The 17,035-nt window shown below is 68.8% G+C and carries 15 protein-coding genes; 5 read left to right on the plus strand and 10 right to left on the minus strand.

Annotated elements, in window-relative coordinates; genetic code table 11:
* The 4 genes from EV148_RS06850 to EV148_RS19065 all read right to left on the minus strand — a co-directional run.
* A partial coding sequence (locus tag EV148_RS06850; RefSeq protein ID WP_277871131.1) for a phage integrase N-terminal domain-containing protein occupies positions 1 to 532 on the minus strand: 532 nt, incomplete at its 3' end.
* Between the two features lie 587 nt (positions 533 to 1,119).
* Positions 1,120 to 2,325: an STY4528 family pathogenicity island replication protein gene (locus tag EV148_RS06855; protein WP_241988009.1), complete on the minus strand. Its 1,206-nt coding sequence runs from the start codon at positions 2,323 to 2,325 to the stop codon at positions 1,120 to 1,122.
* 388 nt (positions 2,326 to 2,713) lie between these two features.
* Entirely contained in the window at positions 2,714 to 3,319 is a 606-nt protein-coding gene (locus EV148_RS06860; protein ID WP_131995575.1) for a hypothetical protein, read from the minus strand.
* Between the two features lie 27 nt (positions 3,320 to 3,346).
* Positions 3,347 to 4,288, minus strand: a complete 942-nt coding sequence (locus tag EV148_RS19065) for a collagen-like domain-containing protein (protein ID WP_131995578.1) — start codon at positions 4,286 to 4,288, stop codon at positions 3,347 to 3,349.
* Between the two features lie 402 nt (positions 4,289 to 4,690).
* Here EV148_RS19065 and EV148_RS06870 point away from each other — a divergent pair, with 402 nt between their 5' ends.
* The 4 genes from EV148_RS06870 to EV148_RS06885 all read left to right on the plus strand — a co-directional run bounded on the left by EV148_RS06870 (position 4,691) and on the right by EV148_RS06885 (position 11,322).
* Complete coding sequence (locus tag EV148_RS06870) at positions 4,691 to 5,386, plus strand: glutathione S-transferase N-terminal domain-containing protein (protein WP_131995581.1); 696 nt, start codon at positions 4,691 to 4,693, stop codon at positions 5,384 to 5,386.
* 93 nt (positions 5,387 to 5,479) lie between these two features.
* Positions 5,480 to 6,679, plus strand: a complete 1,200-nt coding sequence (locus EV148_RS06875; RefSeq protein ID WP_131995584.1) for an EAL domain-containing response regulator — start codon at positions 5,480 to 5,482, stop codon at positions 6,677 to 6,679.
* On the plus strand, positions 6,676 to 8,991 hold the full coding sequence (locus EV148_RS06880) for a sensor histidine kinase (protein ID WP_131995587.1): 2,316 nt from the start codon (positions 6,676 to 6,678) through the stop codon (positions 8,989 to 8,991). Before EV148_RS06875 ends, EV148_RS06880 begins: the two co-directional genes overlap by 4 nt.
* Before the next feature lie 63 nt (positions 8,992 to 9,054).
* Positions 9,055 to 11,322: a S9 family peptidase gene (locus EV148_RS06885; protein WP_131995590.1), complete on the plus strand. Its 2,268-nt coding sequence runs from the start codon at positions 9,055 to 9,057 to the stop codon at positions 11,320 to 11,322.
* A gap of 237 nt (positions 11,323 to 11,559) precedes the next feature.
* On the opposite strand, the gene EV148_RS06890 is transcribed toward EV148_RS06885, so the two are convergent.
* The 3 genes from EV148_RS06890 to EV148_RS06900 are packed head-to-tail and all read right to left on the minus strand — an operon-like array spanning position 11,560 to position 15,074.
* The gene (locus EV148_RS06890; protein ID WP_131995593.1) at positions 11,560 to 12,207 is read right to left on the minus strand and encodes a YecA/YgfB family protein; all 648 of its coding nucleotides are present in this window, start codon (positions 12,205 to 12,207) and stop codon (positions 11,560 to 11,562) included.
* A complete protein-coding gene (xth, locus tag EV148_RS06895) occupies positions 12,197 to 12,988 on the minus strand; it encodes an exodeoxyribonuclease III (protein ID WP_131995595.1) in 792 nt (263 codons plus the stop codon). The genes EV148_RS06890 and xth overlap by 11 nt, the downstream gene beginning before the upstream one ends.
* A gap of 40 nt (positions 12,989 to 13,028) precedes the next feature.
* Positions 13,029 to 15,074, minus strand: coding sequence for a M3 family metallopeptidase (locus EV148_RS06900; protein WP_131995598.1), 2,046 nt, complete (start codon positions 15,072 to 15,074; stop codon positions 13,029 to 13,031).
* Positions 15,075 to 15,189: 115 nt separating this feature from the next.
* Here EV148_RS06900 and EV148_RS06905 point away from each other — a divergent pair, with 115 nt between their 5' ends.
* Positions 15,190 to 15,726 carry a gamma carbonic anhydrase family protein gene (locus tag EV148_RS06905; RefSeq protein WP_131995600.1) on the plus strand — a complete coding sequence of 179 codons (537 nt, stop codon included), beginning with the start codon at positions 15,190 to 15,192 and terminating at the stop codon, positions 15,724 to 15,726.
* Positions 15,727 to 15,767: 41 nt separating this feature from the next.
* Here EV148_RS06905 and EV148_RS06910 read toward each other — a convergent pair whose 3' ends face one another.
* Genes EV148_RS06910 through EV148_RS06920 form a run of 3 tightly spaced genes read right to left on the minus strand, consistent with a single transcriptional unit; the run spans position 15,768 to position 17,024 of the window.
* Positions 15,768 to 16,094 (minus strand): hypothetical protein, encoded by a 327-nt coding sequence (locus EV148_RS06910; RefSeq protein WP_131995603.1) that lies wholly within the window; start codon positions 16,092 to 16,094, stop codon positions 15,768 to 15,770.
* Positions 16,091 to 16,660, minus strand: a complete 570-nt coding sequence (locus tag EV148_RS06915; RefSeq protein ID WP_131995606.1) for an RNA polymerase sigma factor — start codon at positions 16,658 to 16,660, stop codon at positions 16,091 to 16,093. Before EV148_RS06915 ends, EV148_RS06910 begins: the two co-directional genes overlap by 4 nt.
* Complete coding sequence (locus EV148_RS06920; protein ID WP_131995609.1) at positions 16,653 to 17,024, minus strand: DUF6249 domain-containing protein; 372 nt, start codon at positions 17,022 to 17,024, stop codon at positions 16,653 to 16,655. The genes EV148_RS06915 and EV148_RS06920 overlap by 8 nt, the downstream gene beginning before the upstream one ends.
* Positions 17,025 to 17,035 lie beyond the last annotated feature (11 nt).

Here is a 17,035-nt window from a genome sequence, read left to right on the forward strand (position 1 = left end):
CGACTGCCGACCACCAGGGAACGCGACATCGAGACGTTGTTGCCGCTGGCATAACGCGGCTGCGTGACGCTAGGTGGGGTGGGCGGACGCTTACGATGGACTCTTCCCGCCGCAGGCCCAAGGCCGCTTGCAAGCGCAGGCTCATGCGAACGTAGGGATCGGTGATCCTGGCCAGCCCATCGCCTAGTTCCTTGGCTTTGCTTTCGTTGGTCGCATAGCGGCGGTCCGCGATGCCCAGCTTGGTGTTGTCCGCTGGCAGGATGCCTGCCTTGCCGACCTTCTCGGCCCACCAGCGCAGGTGCGCCATGCGGTTTATCAGTGTGCCGACAGACAGACCTTCGGCTTGCCAGCGCTGCAACAGGGCTCCGACATGCTTGCCCTTGAGCGAGGTGGCCCGCATCTGGCGGAAGCCTGCTTCGCGCAGTTGGCGAGCGGCCAGAATCAGCGACCGTTGTCGGTCGGCCTGGGTGGCATGGCTGCCGTCGCGGTTGCGCTGGCAAAGCTGGCGCAGGGTATAGGTCAGGTCGTCCATCGCGGTGTTGTTCCATCGGTTGTCGGGGCTGAGAAGCAAACGGTCAGTGTTTTTGCCAACTCGCCAAGGCGAGATCCCCGAAGGGCAAGGGCCAGGTGCTCAGTTCAACTGTGGCCTCGAATGAGGCGTCCGCCTTGCTTCCTGTGGGAAGGCCGGGCGGAGGGATGGCAAGAGACGACAACGCGATGTGCTGGGATGAGTACCTCCTGTGATGCAGTGTGGAAAAGGTGTCGGCAGGCCGTGTGAGGACGGGCGACCAGCAATGAGTGCCTGGAACGGCGGATGTGTGTTGCGACGATAGCGGGACGAATCACGCCGAGGATGAGGAAGGCTCTGCCTATGGGTAGGGCGGCACACAGAGCGAGCCTGGGTGTGCCTGGGCGGTTCCGCCCGGTGAGGCCGGGTCGGCGCTTGCAGGAACCTGCGCCAGGGTTCCGGTGTTCATACCCACCCGGCAGGTCGTTGCAGGGCCAGTGTGCCGGGGCATCGTCATGTGCGCAGCCATCAATGCGATGCTGCGCCAATCCGCATTGTTGCTGCAGTTCGCCGGGCCGTCACTGCGGCGGGCAGTGACGGCTCCATCTGTCTCACGCCGAGCCCAGCGACCCCAGCCTTGCAGCAGCAGGCGTGTTTCCCGGGGCTGTTGGCAGCATTCCGCTGTCAGCCATGCCCCCGATGATCTGCCCGATGGGCAGCGATGGCGTCTTCAGCATGCGCCGGATCTGCTCCAGATGCCGTTGCGCGACCTCACGCGATGCAGGTTTTGCGGCTTGGCTGCTGGACGATGGAGAAGGGGCAGGCGGCGAGCCATGCGGGCTGTTGCTGACGGCCTGCACGGGTGTCTGCTGCGGGGCGGATTTGCGTGCCGCCCAGAGCTTGAAGACGCCTTCCACGGCCTTCTTGATCAATCCGTAGAGGTAGGCGATGGCGTTGCACACGCCACCTGATTCACAGCGCACGTCCCACTCGGCCAGCACTGCCAGGCGCTGTTCCGGAGGCAAGCCCTTGAGACGCGCGGTGAGAACCCGTTGCTGATCCTGCGGCAGTTGTTGGAAGCGGATGGGCACATCCGACCGCGATGCCTGCACTTCGGTTGGTGACCGGTACGTATGTACTTCTTTAAATACTTCTTTTTGTACAGTACATACTGCTGTCGCAGATGCCGGGACGGGTTTCGGAATGTCGCCGCTGGCTTCGGGCACGCGGGTGTCGCGCAGAGTTGAGCCACCAGGACTGCCCGGATCATGGTCGTCGCCACGGTGCTGCAAGCGCCTGATCCGCTCTTTCATCGTGGCGGGCAGCTTTTCCAACCGGTCCGGATGACGCATGGCTTCGTCGAGAATGGACTGTGCCAGTTGGCGAATCGTCGCACTGGCATGGCCGAGCGCCCGTTCCAGCAGGGGTAGGTAGTCCTTGTCCTCCAGGCAGGCCTCGTCGAACGCGAGGGGCTGATTCCGCACCACGTAGCGACTGGCCATTGAGAAGCCAGTCATCGGATTGCGGCGGTACTCGACCAGCGCAATCCACGCGGACAGCCGCAGGCACAGCACGGCCCTGGACACGGTTTCAAGGGCCGCCCGCTTGCTGCCAGGTGCGCTGGGCAGGTACTTGCGCAGCTCGTCGTAGCTGAGGATCACGGTGCCATCGCTGCTGGCCAGCGCACGGAAAGTCAGCCAGGCATTGCGCTCCAGCGGCGTCAGCCGCTCATCGAGCAACAGGGCTTTCGGGGTGATGATGTCTGAAGCTGGGTGTGACATGGCGAGGCTCCCATCGGTATCGGCCAACTGGGCCAAAGGAGCCTTCATCTCACCCCGGCATCACCGCTGCCGCAGCCATCAATCCGAACTGCGCGCCTCCCGTTTTTTCGAGCTGAGCAGGGCACAACATCCTTGGTCTTCCGGATCAGGAGGTGGGAAAATGAGACCGTTGCAGCGCATTGAACGTTGGCGGACGTCGATGGTCGGGTTCACTGCCTCTGATCAGGTTGACCGCTGACACATCGCATCGGTAACAGGAGCGCGGGAAGCGTCCATGGATGGCCATCCGCCGCTACCAAGGGACACGCTTGGCTTTTGGGTCCAAGAATAGGTCCAAGCGCATTGCGGGACCGTCATGACTGCCTTGAAAATCAACGATATGCGGCAGAAATTCCGCTTCTGCATCGGCAAGTGACGCCGACGCTCAGTCGATCCCGAACGACTGCAGTTCCACCGGCGTCGAGATCACGACGAAACGCAGCGCGTCGGGATCGAGGCGGAATTCGCCGACCAGCGCGCTCGCGCTGCCCGTGTACACGTAGCTGAAATCCGCCGCGTCGAAACCGCTCTGGCTCGCGTAGCGGATCAGCGTGTAGGTCGCGCCCGCGCTCGGCGGCGTCGCACCGTCGCTGAAGTCGAAGGCGAAGCTGCCGGTGCCTTGGCGCGTGAGCGCGCCCGAGAGGATGAGCTGGTCCGACGCCGCGTCGTTCGCGCCGAGGCGCATCGCGACCCTCCCGCCGGCCTGCCACGTGAGTCCGATCGCGTCGAGCACGCCGACCGCGGATGCGCCGCCCGGGGCCAGCGTCCCACCCGCAGCGAGCGTGAGATCGTCGGCGATGCTGCCGGTACCTGCGCCGACGCCACTGCCCGAGATGGTGACGCCGGCTCCGCTGATTGCGCCATCGTCGCGCAGCGAGCCGGCGGGCACGACGATCGTGCCGGCGCACGCCGTGCCCGCCGCGGCGGCGAGCAACAGCAGGGCGGTCGCACGAAGCGCATGCACGGACCTGCCCGATGGTTGCCTGGTCATGGATGTCTCCGCCCGTGTGCGCGCCATTCAGTTCATCGCGGAGAAGCAGAACGAGTTCGGGAACGTCGTGTTCAGGAGGGCATTGGAGGTATAGCCGAACTGCGCGGTGAAGTTGCCGGCAGCGCGACCGGTCACGATCGGCGTGACCACGTAGCGTTGGCCGTCACCCGCGTAGACCTCCGGATTCAGTGGCGTGACGATCACGGTCGGTGCGCTCGCGAACGCAGGCGAGAACGTCACCGTGTAGGTGACATTGGTCGGTGACGGTATCACCGCCGCGCAGTCGCCCGCGCAGGCAGCCGTCCAGTTCGCCGACCCGGCCGAGGCGACCGAGCCGTTCGCATTGACGCAGCCGTGTGCGATGCGCGTGACGCCCGCCGCTGCGCCCATAGGCCCCATGGGTCCGGTCGGCCCCACCGGACCGGTCGGGCCGGCGGGACCCGTCGGGCCCTCCATCCCTTGCGGACCGGTCAAGCCGACGGGCCCCGTCGGGCCCGCTATCCCTTGCGGCCCGACCGGGCCTGTGGGGCCGATTGCACCGGCCGGGCCCGTGGGTCCCGCTGCACCTGCCGGTCCCGTCGGACCCGCGGCGCCCGCCGGACCGGTCGCGCCGTCTGCGCCCGCCGGACCGGCAGGGCCGGTCGCACCCGTCGCACCGGCAGGACCCGTGGGGCCCGCAGGTCCGGTCGGTCCGGTCGGTCCGACGAGGCTCGTGCAACGCGTGAGCTGGCCATCGGCCGCATAGCAGACGCCGTCCGAGCCTTGCGTCGTCGACGGCAGGCCCGGCACATAGACCCGGCCGTCACCTTCGACGCGGAAGCGCTCGGCGGAAGTCGCGGGATCCTTGACCGATACGGCTCCGCCCGGCGACGGCGTGAGTTCGATGTCCTGTGCCTGCGCGACGCCGCCCGAGAGCAGCAACGTGATGGCCAAAGGCAAAGGCTTGCAGCGCAGGATCTCGCTCGTCATGTCGGAACTCGCAGAAGGAAGGATGATCGGTCGCATGCGCTCGACATCCCGCGCCGCGGCATCGTTGCCCGCAACGCGCTCGTGTCTTGCGGGAAGGCGTGCGTGGCGCTCGAATGCACGCGACGCCGACATGAAGCCCCTTGGTGCGTCGCCCGGATGCGATGCCGCGCGGTTCCTTCGCCGCGCAAGCGTAGGACACGCGCCTGCCCTGCACAACCCGCCGGCGCGACATTTTCACCGAAACCACGAGCGAAAAAGGAAAGATGTAAACAGATGCAAAGCAACGCCGGCGCGCATCGCGCATGGCATCGCCGTCCGCGCTCTGGACATCCGCCGCCGCGGCGTCCATTGAGAACGCCGGCGGCCGACCCAACCACGAGCGCACATCCACGGAGACCGAGCATGATCGACCTGCACTACTGGCCCACGCCGAACGGCCACAAGATCACGATGTTCCTCGAGGAAAGCGGGCTCGACTACACGATCAAGCCGGTCGACATCGGCAAGGGCGAGCAATTTCGGCCGGAGTTCCTCGCGATCGCGCCGAACAACCGCATGCCCGCGATCATCGACCACGCGCCGGCCGACGGCGGCGCGCCACTCAGCCTGTTCGAATCGGGCGCGATCCTGCTCTACCTCGCCGACAAGACCGGTCGCTTCATCCCGACCGACCTGCGCGGACGGCAGACCGTGCTGCAGTGGCTGTTCTGGCAGATGGCCGGGCTTGGCCCGATGACCGGCCAGTACGGGCATTTCCGCGTCTACGCACCGGAGCCGATCCCGTATGCGATCGAGCGCTACACCAAGGAAGCGCATCGCCTGCTCGGCGTGCTCGAACGCCGCCTCGCCGGCCGCGCGTTCATCGCGGGCGACGACTACACGATCGCCGACATGGCCTGCCACCCATGGATCAGCCCCTACGGCAAGGCGCCGATCGATCTCGACGCGTACCCGGAAATCCGCCGCTGGCATGCCGTGATCGCGGCGCGGCCGGCGACGCAGCGCGCGTATGCGCGTGGCGTCGAGGTGAACCCGCCGAGCGATCGCCCGCTCAGCGATGAAGAGCGGCGCGTGCTGTTCGGCCAGCAGCCGCGCTGAGTCCCATCACGCGCCGTGAGGCGCGCGCCCGGCGGCGTGCCCTCTGCACGGCGCGCGCTTTGCGCTAGTCTGGCGCCCAGGGGAGGGCTGACGATGCGCTTGACCGAATTGTCGGTGCTCGTGGTCGAGGATCACGGCTTCCAGCGCCGCGTCGCGATGCGCCTGCTCGAGGAACTCGGGTTGCGCCGCGTCGAGGCGGCCGCCGACGGTCGCGCCGCACTCGCCGCGCTGCGGGCGGCGCCCGCCGACGTCGTGCTGGTCGATCTCGACCTGCCGGAGATGGACGGCATCGAATTCATCGGCCATCTCGCCGCGCAGAAGCGCAGCGGGGCGATCGCGCTCACGAGCGCGCTCGATCCCGCCCTGCTCAACACCGTGCAAGGCATGGCGCGCGCGTACGGCCTGCGCGTGCTCGGCGTCGTCGAGAAGCCGCTGACCACGCTCAAGCTCGCCGACGTGCTCGGCCGCTTCCACCTCGAGGAAGAATCCCCCGCCGCGGAACCCGACGTCGAAATCGGGCCCGATGCCTTGCGCCGAGCGCTCGCCGCGGGCGAGTTCGAAGCCTGGTTCCAGCCCAAGGTCGCGATCAGCACGGGCAACGTCGTCGGCGTCGAGGCGCTCGCGCGCTGGCCGCACGAGGGCCGCATGATCGGGCCTGCGCGCTTCATTCCGCTGCTCGAGCGCGAAGGCATGATCGGCGCGCTCACCGAGCGCATGCTCGAGCAGAGCTGTCGCTGGCGCAGGCGCTGGGCCGACGACGGGCTCGAACTCGGCCTGTCGGTCAACGTGTCGATGCTCAACCTCGCCGACGTCGCCACCGCCGACCGCTACCAGCAGATCGTCGCCGATCACGGCGCGCGCCCGCGCGACATCGTCATCGAGGTCACCGAAAGCTCGGTCATGAGCGACGCCGCGCACGTGCTCAACGTGCTCGCGCGCCTGCGCCTCAAGGGCTTCGGCCTCGCCATCGACGACTTCGGCACCGGCTACTCGTCGCTCTCGCAGCTGTCGCAGATCCCTTTCACCGAGCTGAAGATCGACCGCGGCTTCGTCAGCGGCGCGCCGGCGCAGCCGCGCAAGCGCGCGGTGGTCGAAGCGAGCCTCGACCTCGCGCGCAAGCTCCATCTCACGGTCGTCGCCGAAGGCGTCGAGACGGTCGAGGAATGGCAGATGCTCGCCGAACTCGGCTGCCAGCAGGCGCAGGGTTTCCTCGTCAGCGCCGCCGTTCCCGGCCACGCGCTGCCCGGCGCGATCCGCGACTGGCACCAGCCCGAGGCGGCGCCGGCGCAATGATCCCGCTGTACCGCCGCGTCCGCATCCGCGTGCAACTGCAGGCGCTGTTCGGCCTGTTGCTGCTGACCGGGTTCACCGTGCTGGTGCTCGACGAGATCAACCAGCGCTCGGACGTCGCGACGTTCCAGCGCGTGCAGCAGCAATCGCTCGCCGGCCTGCGCCTGGCGAAATCGATCTCCGACGCCTACGGCCTCGACATCGTCAGCGCGGTGTTCCGCGTGCGCAACAACCTCATGGGTTGGGAGCAGGGCGTCGAAGTCGTCGAAGGCGCGCGGCGCGCGATCGATCGCGACTGGAAGGAACTCGTCGCGTCCGAGCTGCCGCCGGAGCAGCGCGCCGTCGTCGACGAGGTCGCGCGTGCGCGCGTGAGCGCCGACCGCGCCGCGCGGAAGCTGCTCGACATCTTCCACGCCGCGGACATCGGCGCGCTCGGCCGCTTCGCCGACACCGAGCTCTACCCGGCGATGGACCCGGTCGCCTCGCGCCTGAAGTTCCTCGCCGACCTCAAGATGTTCGATACCGAGCGCATGATCGGCGCGCACCTCGACACCGCGCGACGCGTCGGCCGCTGGCGCGTGGTCCTCAGCCTGATCACGCTCTTCATCGTGCTCGTCGCCGGGCGCAGCATGCTGCGCAACATCTACAAGGGCGTGGAGAGCCTCAAGCATCTCGCCCGCCACGCGCGCGAGCGCGACTTCGAGCCGGGTGGCCACGTGCCCGAGGGCGAACTCGGCGAAGTGCACGAGGCCCTTTCGACGATGCGCCAGGACCTGCTCCGCTACGAAGGCGAGCTGCGCGAGAGCGAAGCGCGCGCGCTCGCGGCGAGCCGCGCGAAGTCGTCGTTCCTGGCTTCGATGAGCCACGAGATCCGCACGCCGATGGTCGGCGTCGCGAGCATGCTCGAACTCCTCGCGCGCACCGACCTCGATGCCGACCAGCGCCAGCAGGTGGAGATCGTGCAGGGCTCCGCGCAGAGCCTGTCGCAGATCATCGGCGACATCCTCGACTTCTCGAAGATCGAGGCCGGCCGCCTCGAGTTGCTGCCGGTGGCGGTGGACCTGCGCGAACTCGTGCGCGCATCGACCGGCAACTTCCTCGCCACCGCGTCGGCGAAGGGATTGCGCCTCGACTGCACGATCGACGAGCGGCTCGCGCCGGCGCACCTCGCCGATCCGTTGCGCCTGCGGCAGATCCTCAGCAACTTCCTATCCAATGCGCTGAAGTTTACCGAGCGCGGCAGCGTCGTCGTTGCGCTCGACCGGCTCGCCGCGGCGGACCAGCGCGAACTCGTCGCGCTGCGCGTGCGCGACACCGGCATCGGCATCGGCGCGGAGGACCAGGCACGCCTGTTCCAGCCGTTCGTGCAGGCCCGCGACGGCAGCGCGCAACGCGCCGACGGCAGCGGCCTCGGTCTCTCGATCTGCCGCCGCCTGGCCGAGCTCATGGGCGGGGAGATCACGGTCGAGAGCCGCCTCGGCGTCGGCACGACGATGAGCCTGGTCGTGCAGCTTCCGCTCGCCGATCCCGCGCTCGTCGCGTCGTCGTCGTCGCCGGCGAGCACGCCCGCGCGCACCGCGCCGAGCGTCGACGAGGCCGAGCGCAGCGGGCGCCTGATCCTGCTCGTCGACGACCATCCGACCAACCGCGCGGTGATCTCGCGCCAGTTGCGCCAGCTCGGCTACGCCTGCGACGTCGCCGCGGACGGCGAGGCCGCGCTCCAGCGCTGGCGCAGCGCGCGCTACGCGCTGCTGCTGACCGACCTGCACATGCCGCGTCGGGACGGCTACTCGCTCGCCGAAGCCGTGCGTGCCGACGAACGCGCAGGCTCGCGCCCGCGCCGTCCGATCATCGCGATGAGCGCGAACGTGAGCACCGAGGAAGTCGAGCGCAGCCGCGCGGCGGGCATCGATGATTTCATCGCCAAGCCCGCGCCGCTGCAGCTGATCGCGGATGCATTGCAGCGTTACCTGCCGTTCGACCACGCGCCGTCGGGCACGGCCGCACCGCCGATCGCGGTCGACGCCGAACTGCTGCGCGATTACGTCGACAGCACGCGACACGACCTCGCGGCACTCGCCGCAGCCGTCGACGCGCGGGACGCGGACGCGATCGCGCGCGAGGCGCACCGCATCAAGGGCGCCAGCGGGTTGGTCGGCGCCGATGCCATGGCCACGTGCGCGGCGCGCATCGAGGACGCCGCGCATGCCCTGCCGCTGCGTCCGCTCGCGGACGACCTCGCCGAACTCGGCCGCCTGCTCGAGGCATTCGTCGTCGCGCGCGGCATCGGCACGGACCCGGCGCCCGCAGCGTGACGTTCCCGGGTTGGCGCTGCGGGCGTGCTGCGGTCTAATGCGGCGATACCGCGGAGTCCCCACATGTATCGCCTGCTGCTGCCGGCCCTCCTGGCCCTGAGTCCCCTCGTGCATGCCGAACGCCTGACCATCGACCGCATCTACGGCGACCCCGACCTCAATGGGCCAAGCCCGCGTTCACTGAAGATCGCGCCCGACGGCACGCGCGTGGGTTTCCTGCGCGGTCGCGAAGACGACCAGAACCAGCTCGACCTGTGGCAGTACGACATCGCCAGCGGAACGATGCAGCGCCTGGTCGACTCCGCCGCGCTCGGCGAGCACAGGGAACTGTCGGATGCCGAAAAGGCGCGCCGCGAACGCGAGCGCATCGCGCAGCTCAAGGGCATCGTCTCGTACCGCTGGTCGCCCGACAGCCGCAAGCTGCTGTTCAGCGTGGACGAACGGTTGTGGCTGTACGACCTCGACGGCAAGCCCGGCGCGCAGCTGCGTGCGCTCACGCCCAAGGGCTTCGAGGTCAACGACGCGAAGGTTTCACCGCGCGGCGGATACGTCTCGTTCGTGAGCCGGCAGAACCTCTACGTGATCGACCTCGAGCGCAATCTCAACTACCAGCTCACCCGCGACGGTGCGGCCACCGTGCACAACGGCGAAGCGGAGTTCGTCGCGCAGGAAGAGATGGATCGCGCCACCGGCTACTGGTGGGCACCCGACGACAACGCGATCGCGTTCGAGCGTTACGACGAAGCGAAAGTCGACGAGGTCGAGCGCACCGAGGTGTATGCCGAGCGCAGCACGACCGTGCGCCAGCGCTATCCGGCGGCGGGCCGGCCGAACGTCTCGGTGCGCCTCGGCGTCGTCGCGCCGCGCGGCGGCAGGACGCACTGGGTGGACCTCGGCAAGGACGCCGACATCTACCTCGCGCGCGTCGACTGGCTGCCGGACGGCAAGCGCCTCGCGTTCCAGCGCGAGAGTCGCAACCAGCGCGCGCTCGACCTCGTCGTCACCGACCTCGCGACGCAGCGCCAGACGATCGTGCTCAGCGAGACGAGCCCGACCTGGATCAACCTGCACGACGACCTGCGTTGGCTGAAGAACGAGGACGCGTTCGTCTGGGCATCCGAACGCGACGGCCACAAGCACCTGTACGTGTACGGCCTCGACGGCCGGCTGCGCCGCGCGCTCACGCGCGGCAACTGGGACGTCGACAAGCTGCTCGCGGTCGACGAGAAAGGCGGCACCGTCTATTTCGCGGCGAACCGCGACGATCCGCTGCAGGCGCAGGTTTATGCGACCCGGCTCGACGGCAGCGAGGCCGACCGTGCGCGGCGCATCAGCGAAGGCGACGGCTGGCACGAGGCGGTGTTCGGCGACAATGCGGCGGCCTGGATCGACACCTATTCGGATCCGCACACGCCGCCGCAGGTTTCGTTGCGCAAGCCCGACGGCAGCCGCATCGCGTGGATCGAGCAGAACGAACTCCAGCCCGGCCATCCGTACTGGCCGTACCGCGACAGCCTCGTCGAGCCGGCGTTCGGCCATCTCGCGAGCGAGGACGGGCAGGACCTCCACTATCGCGTGTACAAGCCGCTCGGCTACGAGGAAGGCAAGCGCTATCCGGTATTCATGACCTACTACGGCGGGCCTGGCCGGCAATACGTCAATCGCGCCTGGGGCGCGCATTTCGAGCAGTACATGGCGCAGCACGGCTACGTCGTGTTCGCGCTCGACAACCGCGGCACGCCGCGGCGCGGACGGCGCTTCTCCGACGCGATCTTCCGCCAGCTCGGCAAGGCGGAGGTCGCCGACCAGCTCGCTGGCGTCGCCTGGCTCAAGTCGCAACCCTACGTCGATGCGCAACGCATCGGCATTTTCGGCTGGAGCTACGGCGGCTACCAGACGCTCATGCTGCTCGCCAAGGCCGGCGACGCGTTTGCCGCAGGCGTCGCGGTCGCGCCGGTAACCGACTGGTCGCTGTACGACACGCACTACACCGAGCGCTACCTCGACACGCCGCAGGCGAACGCCGCCGGATACGAAGCATCCAACGTGCTGCACTGGCTCGACGGCATCCAGCCCGACAAGCTGCTGCTCGTGCACGGCATGGCCGACGACAACGTGCTGTTCACGAATTCGACCAAGCTCATGGCCGCCCTGCAGCAGCGCGGCGTGCCCTTCCGCCTGATGACTTACCCGGGAGCGAAGCACGGCCTCTCCACGCCGGCGTTGAAGAAGCACGTCTACGCGATGATCGCGGCGTACTTCGACGAGAAACTGATGCGCGCGCCGAGCACGGCCGCAACGCCGGCCGCCAAGGGGAATGCCGCGCGCTGAGGGCGGGCACTTAGACTCCGCCTGCTTCGCGGGCTGCGCTCGGCGCGGATGGATTGCCGGTATGCCGGCCGCCGAAGACGGTTGCTCCCACACAAGTGCGGCACATGTCAGGGCGCGACCGTCGCCCCCGGTGCATCGCGACGCTGCGGCCGCCCACAGGGTGGGCTCCTGCAGGAACCGCGCCTTCCACGGGCAGCGCTGTCGGACGCAGTGCTGCCACCGAAGCGCACGGCAGGATCAATGCACCCAGCGCCCACCCCGCCGGCGCGGCGGCAGCGCGCCGCCTTCGCCCGGCGTTTCGTCGGCGGCGAGTGGATGCGAACGCCAGTACTCGGCCACCGCACCGACCGCATTCGGAATCTGCGCGAGGCACTCGTCGTAGTCCTCGTCGCCGAGCGGTGCGAAATCCGCATCGCTCTCGAACACGCCGTCGTCGATCGCGAGCGCGATGATCGGCGACAGCAGTTCCATCAATTCGGAATCCTGGCCGAGGCGCCCTTCCCACGACGGCGCGCGCAGGTCGATGCCGCGCGAGAAGCCCTCGCACCAGCCACGCGCGGTGAACGCGGGCGGCCCGTCCTCGACTTCGAGCTCGCCGAGGATCGGTTCGTAACTGCCGGTCTCGAGTTCGGGCGTGATCGCATCGTTGAGCCGCGCCAGTAGCGTGAGTACGCGCTCGCCCTCGTCCGCATCGGCGAACGGTTCATGCAGGATCTCCGGCAGCCATTCCTCCGGCTTGGCCGGCACCGGCCCGATCGCGAGCGCGGTGAGGAAACCGTGCACGCCATCGAGCAGCATGTCCTCGTCGCCCGCGTGCGCACGCAGGAAGCGGTCGAGTTCCTCGAGTTCGTTGTCGCTCGGCGACACCATCCAGTCAGCAGTCATCTTCGAGTTCCAGGACGACGGGTGTATGGTCGGACGCACGTTCCCAGGTGCGGAGTTCGCGCTCGATCCAGGCGCGGCGACAGCGCGCGCGCAAGGCGTCGGACACGAGCACGAGGTCGATGCGCAAGCCGAGGTTGCGCCGGAACGCGCCTTGCCGGTAGTCCCACCAGCTGTAGTGTCCGCCGTCCTCGTTGAACAGACGGAAACTGTCGACCAGGCCGATGTCGAGCAGGCGACGCAGCGCGTCGCGCTCGGGCGTCGAACAGAGGACCTGCTCGTGCCAGGCGGCCGGATCGTGGACGTCGCGATCGTCGGGCGCGATGTTGAAGTCACCCATCACCACCAGGCGCGGATGGCGGCGGATCTCCTCGGCGAGGAACGCGCCGACCTTGGCCAGCCAGTCGAGCTTGTAGGCGTACTTCTCGCTGCCGACCGACTGGCCGTTGACGACGTAGAGGTTGACGATGCGCAGCGCCTGTGCGGAGCCGGGTTCGCCGACCGTCGCGCTGAGGACGCGCCGTTGCGGATCGTCGAAGCCGGCAATGCCGTGCTCCACCTCGCCGATCGGCGCGCGCGCGAGGATCGCGACGCCGTTGTAGGTCTTCTGCCCCGAATAGACGCTGCGATAACCGGCCCCCTCGAGCGCGGCGACCGGGAACTTCGCGTCCTCGAGCTTCGTTTCCTGCAGCGCGACGATGTCCGGCCGGGCCTCCGCGCACCATCGCTCGAGGTGCGGCAGGCGCACGTTGAGCGAATTGACGTTCCAGCTCGCGATCTTCATCCGTTCATCTTAGCGCATGGCCTCGGCATGCCGGCCGCGCTCAGGCCGCGAGACCGTAACTGCGCAGCAGCGCGTCCGGCTGCGGTTCGCGACCGCGGAACTCGATGAACGACTCCAGCGCGGGGCGCGAGCCGCCGACCGCGAGGATCGACCTGCGGTACGCCTCGCCGGTCGCGCGATCGAACACGCCCGCTTCCTCGAAGCGCGCGAATGCGTCCGCGGACAGCACCTCGGCCCACAGGTAACTGTAGTAGCCCGCTGCATAGCCGCCGGCGAAGATGTGCGTGAACGCATGCGGGAAGCGCTGCCATGCCGGTGGCCGGATCACCGCGACCTCGTCGCGCACCTCGTCGAGGATCTCGAGCGCGCGCGCGCCACGCGCGGGATCGAATTCGCGGTGGACGCGGAAGTCGAACAGGCCGAACTCGAGCTGGCGCACGAGGAACAGGCCCGCGTGGAAATGCCGCGCGGCCTGCATGCGTTCGAACAGCGCGTCGGACAGCTTCTCGCCGGTGCGCCAGTGGCGCGCGAACAAGTCGAGCGCCTCGCGGCGCCAACCGAAGTTCTCCATGAACTGGCTCGGCAGCTCCACCGCATCCCATTCGACGCCGTTGATGCCGCCGACGCCCGGCACGCCGACTTCGGTGAGCAGGTGATGCAGGCCATGGCCGAACTCGTGGAACAGGGTGAGGACGTCGTCGTGGGTGAGCAGGGATGGCGTCGTCGCCGCGGGCGGCGCGAAATTGCAGGTCAGGAACGCGACCGGCAGCTGCAACGCGCCCTCGCGGTCGAAGCGGTTCGCGCACACGTCCATCCAGGCGCCCCCGCGCTTGCCGCTGCGCGCATACAGGTCGAAGTACGCGCCGGCGAACACGCGCCCGTCGGCATCGACGAGATCGTAGTAGCGCACGTCCGGATGCCAGGTGTCGACGCCGTCGCGGCGGCGCAGCGACACGCCGAACACGCGCTCGGTGATCGCGAACAGGCCCTCGATGACGGGGTCCAGCGCGAAGTACGGCTTGAGTTCTTCTTCGTTGAGCGAATACTTCTTCTCGCGCAGCTTCTCGGCCGCGTAACCGACGTCCCAGGGCTCGAGCGGGGCGATGCCGAGTTCGTCCGCGGCGAACGCGCGCAATTCCTCCAGTTCGCGTTGCGCGACCGGCTTCGCTCGCGCGGCGAGGTCGTGCAGGAACGCGAGCACCGCATCCGGCGACGGTGCCATCTTCGTCGCGAGTGATTCCTCCGCGGCGTCGCGGAAGCCGAGCAGCTGGGCCGCCTCGTGGCGCAAGGCGAGGATGCGCTCGATGCGCGCGGAATTGTCGAACTCGCCCGCATTCGGGCCCTGGTCGGACGCTCGCGTCTGGTAGGCGCGGTAGACGCGCTCGCGCAGGCCGCGGTCGTCGGCGTAGGCGAGCACCGCCTGCACGCTCGGCTGCTTGAGCGTGACGAGCCAGCCGTCCTGCGACTTCTCCTCGGCGTAGGCGCGCAGCACCGCGCGGCCCGATTCGGGGATGCCGGCGAGCGCGCGCTCGTCGTTGATCGTCTCGCTCCACGCATCGGTCGCGTCGAGCACGGCTTCCTCGAACTCGGTCGCGAGCCTGGCCAGCTCGCTGGCGATCTCGCGGAAGCGCGAACGCGCGGGCTCCTCGAGCGCGACGCCGGACAGGCGAAAATCGCGCAGCTCGTGCTCGATCAGCGTACGCGCCGCGCGTGGCAGGCGCGCGCTGTCCTCGCGCCGCGCGACGGCGTCGACCGCCGCGTACAACGCGCGGTTCTGGCCGAGTTCGCTCGCGTGTTCGACGATCCTTTCCTGTGCGGCCGCATACGCCTTGCGCAGTTCGTCCGAGTCGGCGACCGCGTGCAGGTGCGACACCGGGGCCCATGCTCGGTTGAGGCGGTCCTCGAGTTCCTCGCCGAGCAGCAGCACGCCGGCAAAATCACGCGGCGCGTCGCTGGCGAGCAGGGCGTCGATGCGCGCGCGGTAGTCGGCGAGGATCGCGTCGATCGCGGGTTCGACATGTTCCGGACGGATCGCCGAAAACGCCGGCAGGCCGGACCCGGCGAGCAGCGGATTGGGGTGGGTCATGGGGGTTGCAGTCGTGGTGTGCGGCCCGACAACGTGGCGCGTCGGGCCGCGGAAATCAAGCGTCCGTGCGCGACAGGCCGATGCTAGGCTTGCGGCTTTTCCGCGGGCCTTCGCCATGAACATCCGGCCGTACCAGGGCATCCTTCCGCGCCTCGGCGCGAACGTCTACGTCGATCCCGGCGCACACCTGATCGGCGACGTCGACGTCGGCGACGACGCGTCGCTCTGGCCCGGTGTCGTCGCGCGCGGCGACGTGCACCACATCCGCATCGGCGCGCGCACGAACGTGCAGGACGGTTCGATCCTGCACGTGACGCATGCAGGCGAATACACCGACGACGGCTTCCCGCTCGTCATCGGCAACGACGTCACGATCGGCCATGCCGCGGTCGTGCATGCCTGCACGATCCACGATGCCTGCCTCATCGGCATGCACGCGACCGTGCTCGACGGCGCCATCGTGCATCGCCACAGCATGATCGGCGCCGGCGCGCTCGTCGCGCCGGGCAAGGTCGTCGGCGAGGGCGAGCTCTGGGTCGGCAACCCCGCGCGCTGCGTGCGCAAGCTGTCCACGCAGGAGATCGAGCGCCTGTACTACTCGGCGCAGCACTACGTGCAGCTCAAGGACCGCTACCTCGCCGCGGGCGCCTGAGCCCGCACGGGCGCAACACCGAGCGCCCGCCCGCCATCGCCTCAGCCACCGTCGGCCTCGGCCAGGCTCCAGCACATCGCCAGCAGCGACATGCCGGCGAGCGCGGCCAGCACGGCGAGTGCCGACGGCGACATGTCGCCGCCGATCCATCCGCGCCAGCCGAGCTGGAGCCCCGGGTTGGACGACAGGGTCGACGCGCACGCCGCGACGCCGACCGCGATGCCGCTCCACAACGGCCACGCGCGGTGCCGCGGCCGCGCGGGCAGGCGCTTCATCACGCGATCGCAGAAACCGTCGTCGGCCACCGCGCCTTCGAACTGCCGCTGCAGCAGCGCCTCGACCGCGTCGTCTTCACGGGAATGGGTCATGCCGGATCCTCCTGCGCGGCGCCGGCGCGCCACGCCGACAACCACGATTTCAGTTTCGCCTTGCCGCGCGTGGCGTGGGTCTTCACCGTGCCGAGCGGCATCGCCAGCACGAAGGCGGCCTCTTCGTGGCTGAGGCCGAGTTGCACGCAATGCAGCAGCACGGCCTGCTCGCCATCGGACAGGCGGCGCAACGCGAGCTCGAAGTCGAGTTGCAGGTCGACCGGCTGGGCCGGCGCGGTGGGCGGTTCGACCTCGTCGGCGTCGTCCGCCGGCGCCGGGTTCCTGCGCTGCGCCTGCAGGAAGCATGTCCATGCGATGCGATACAGCCACGTGCGGAACGACGCTTCGCCGCGGAACTGGTCGAGCTTGCGCCAGGCGAGCAGGAACACCTCCTGGGCGATATCGTCGGCCGCGGTTTCGTCGCCGCGCAGCAGGCGACGCAATTGCGCGCGCACCATGCCCTGGTGCCTGCGCACCAGCTGCTCGAACGCGCGTCGGTCATCGTCGAGCAGGACCCGCGTCACCAGGGCCCGATCGACGCGCGCCTCGGCGGCGCTGTCAGCCACGCGCGCGCTCGCGCCGGTTGAACCACCAGCTCGCGAGATAGCCCAGGCCCGTCATCAGCGGCAACAGGCCGAGGCCCCACAGCTCGCGGACGTGCGTGCCGTTGCCGTCGAACTGGCCCGGCAAGGCGAGGAACATCGCCATCAGGCCGAGGCCGCCGCCGATGAGCACGAGCGCGCGGCGCCGTTCCACGTCGCCCGGCTGCGATTCCACCAGCAGTTGGGGTGGCAGCTCCACGCCCTTGTCGGCCAGTTGCAGCAAGGTGCGGTAGCGCGCCTGGGTCTGCCGATCGCGGTAGCGGAGCGTGATCAGCACGATCAGCACGGGTGCCGCGAGTACGACGAGGGGGATGACGATGAATTCCATGGTCTTGCTCC

It is taken from the genome of Dokdonella fugitiva (assembly GCF_004342425.1).
Classification (GTDB): Bacteria; Pseudomonadota; Gammaproteobacteria; order Xanthomonadales; family Rhodanobacteraceae; genus Dokdonella_A; species Dokdonella_A fugitiva.

Coding starts and splice junctions, on each gene's coding strand:
- EV148_RS06860 (WP_131995575.1), bottom strand. CDS start 3,319: ATGACCAGGCAACCATCGGGCAGGTCCGTGCATGCGCTTCGTGCGACC.
- EV148_RS19065 (WP_131995578.1), bottom strand. CDS start 4,288: ATGACGAGCGAGATCCTGCGCTGCAAGCCTTTGCCTTTGGCCATCACG.
- EV148_RS06870 (WP_131995581.1), top strand. CDS start 4,691: ATGATCGACCTGCACTACTGGCCCACGCCGAACGGCCACAAGATCACG.
- EV148_RS06875 (WP_131995584.1), top strand. CDS start 5,480: ATGCGCTTGACCGAATTGTCGGTGCTCGTGGTCGAGGATCACGGCTTC.
- EV148_RS06880 (WP_131995587.1), top strand. CDS start 6,676: ATGATCCCGCTGTACCGCCGCGTCCGCATCCGCGTGCAACTGCAGGCG.
- EV148_RS06885 (WP_131995590.1), top strand. CDS start 9,055: ATGTATCGCCTGCTGCTGCCGGCCCTCCTGGCCCTGAGTCCCCTCGTG.
- EV148_RS06890 (WP_131995593.1), bottom strand. CDS start 12,207: ATGACTGCTGACTGGATGGTGTCGCCGAGCGACAACGAACTCGAGGAA.
- xth (WP_131995595.1), bottom strand. CDS start 12,988: ATGAAGATCGCGAGCTGGAACGTCAATTCGCTCAACGTGCGCCTGCCG.
- EV148_RS06900 (WP_131995598.1), bottom strand. CDS start 15,074: ATGACCCACCCCAATCCGCTGCTCGCCGGGTCCGGCCTGCCGGCGTTT.
- EV148_RS06905 (WP_131995600.1), top strand. CDS start 15,190: ATGAACATCCGGCCGTACCAGGGCATCCTTCCGCGCCTCGGCGCGAAC.
- EV148_RS06910 (WP_131995603.1), bottom strand. CDS start 16,094: ATGACCCATTCCCGTGAAGACGACGCGGTCGAGGCGCTGCTGCAGCGG.
- EV148_RS06920 (WP_131995609.1), bottom strand. CDS start 17,024: ATGGAATTCATCGTCATCCCCCTCGTCGTACTCGCGGCACCCGTGCTG.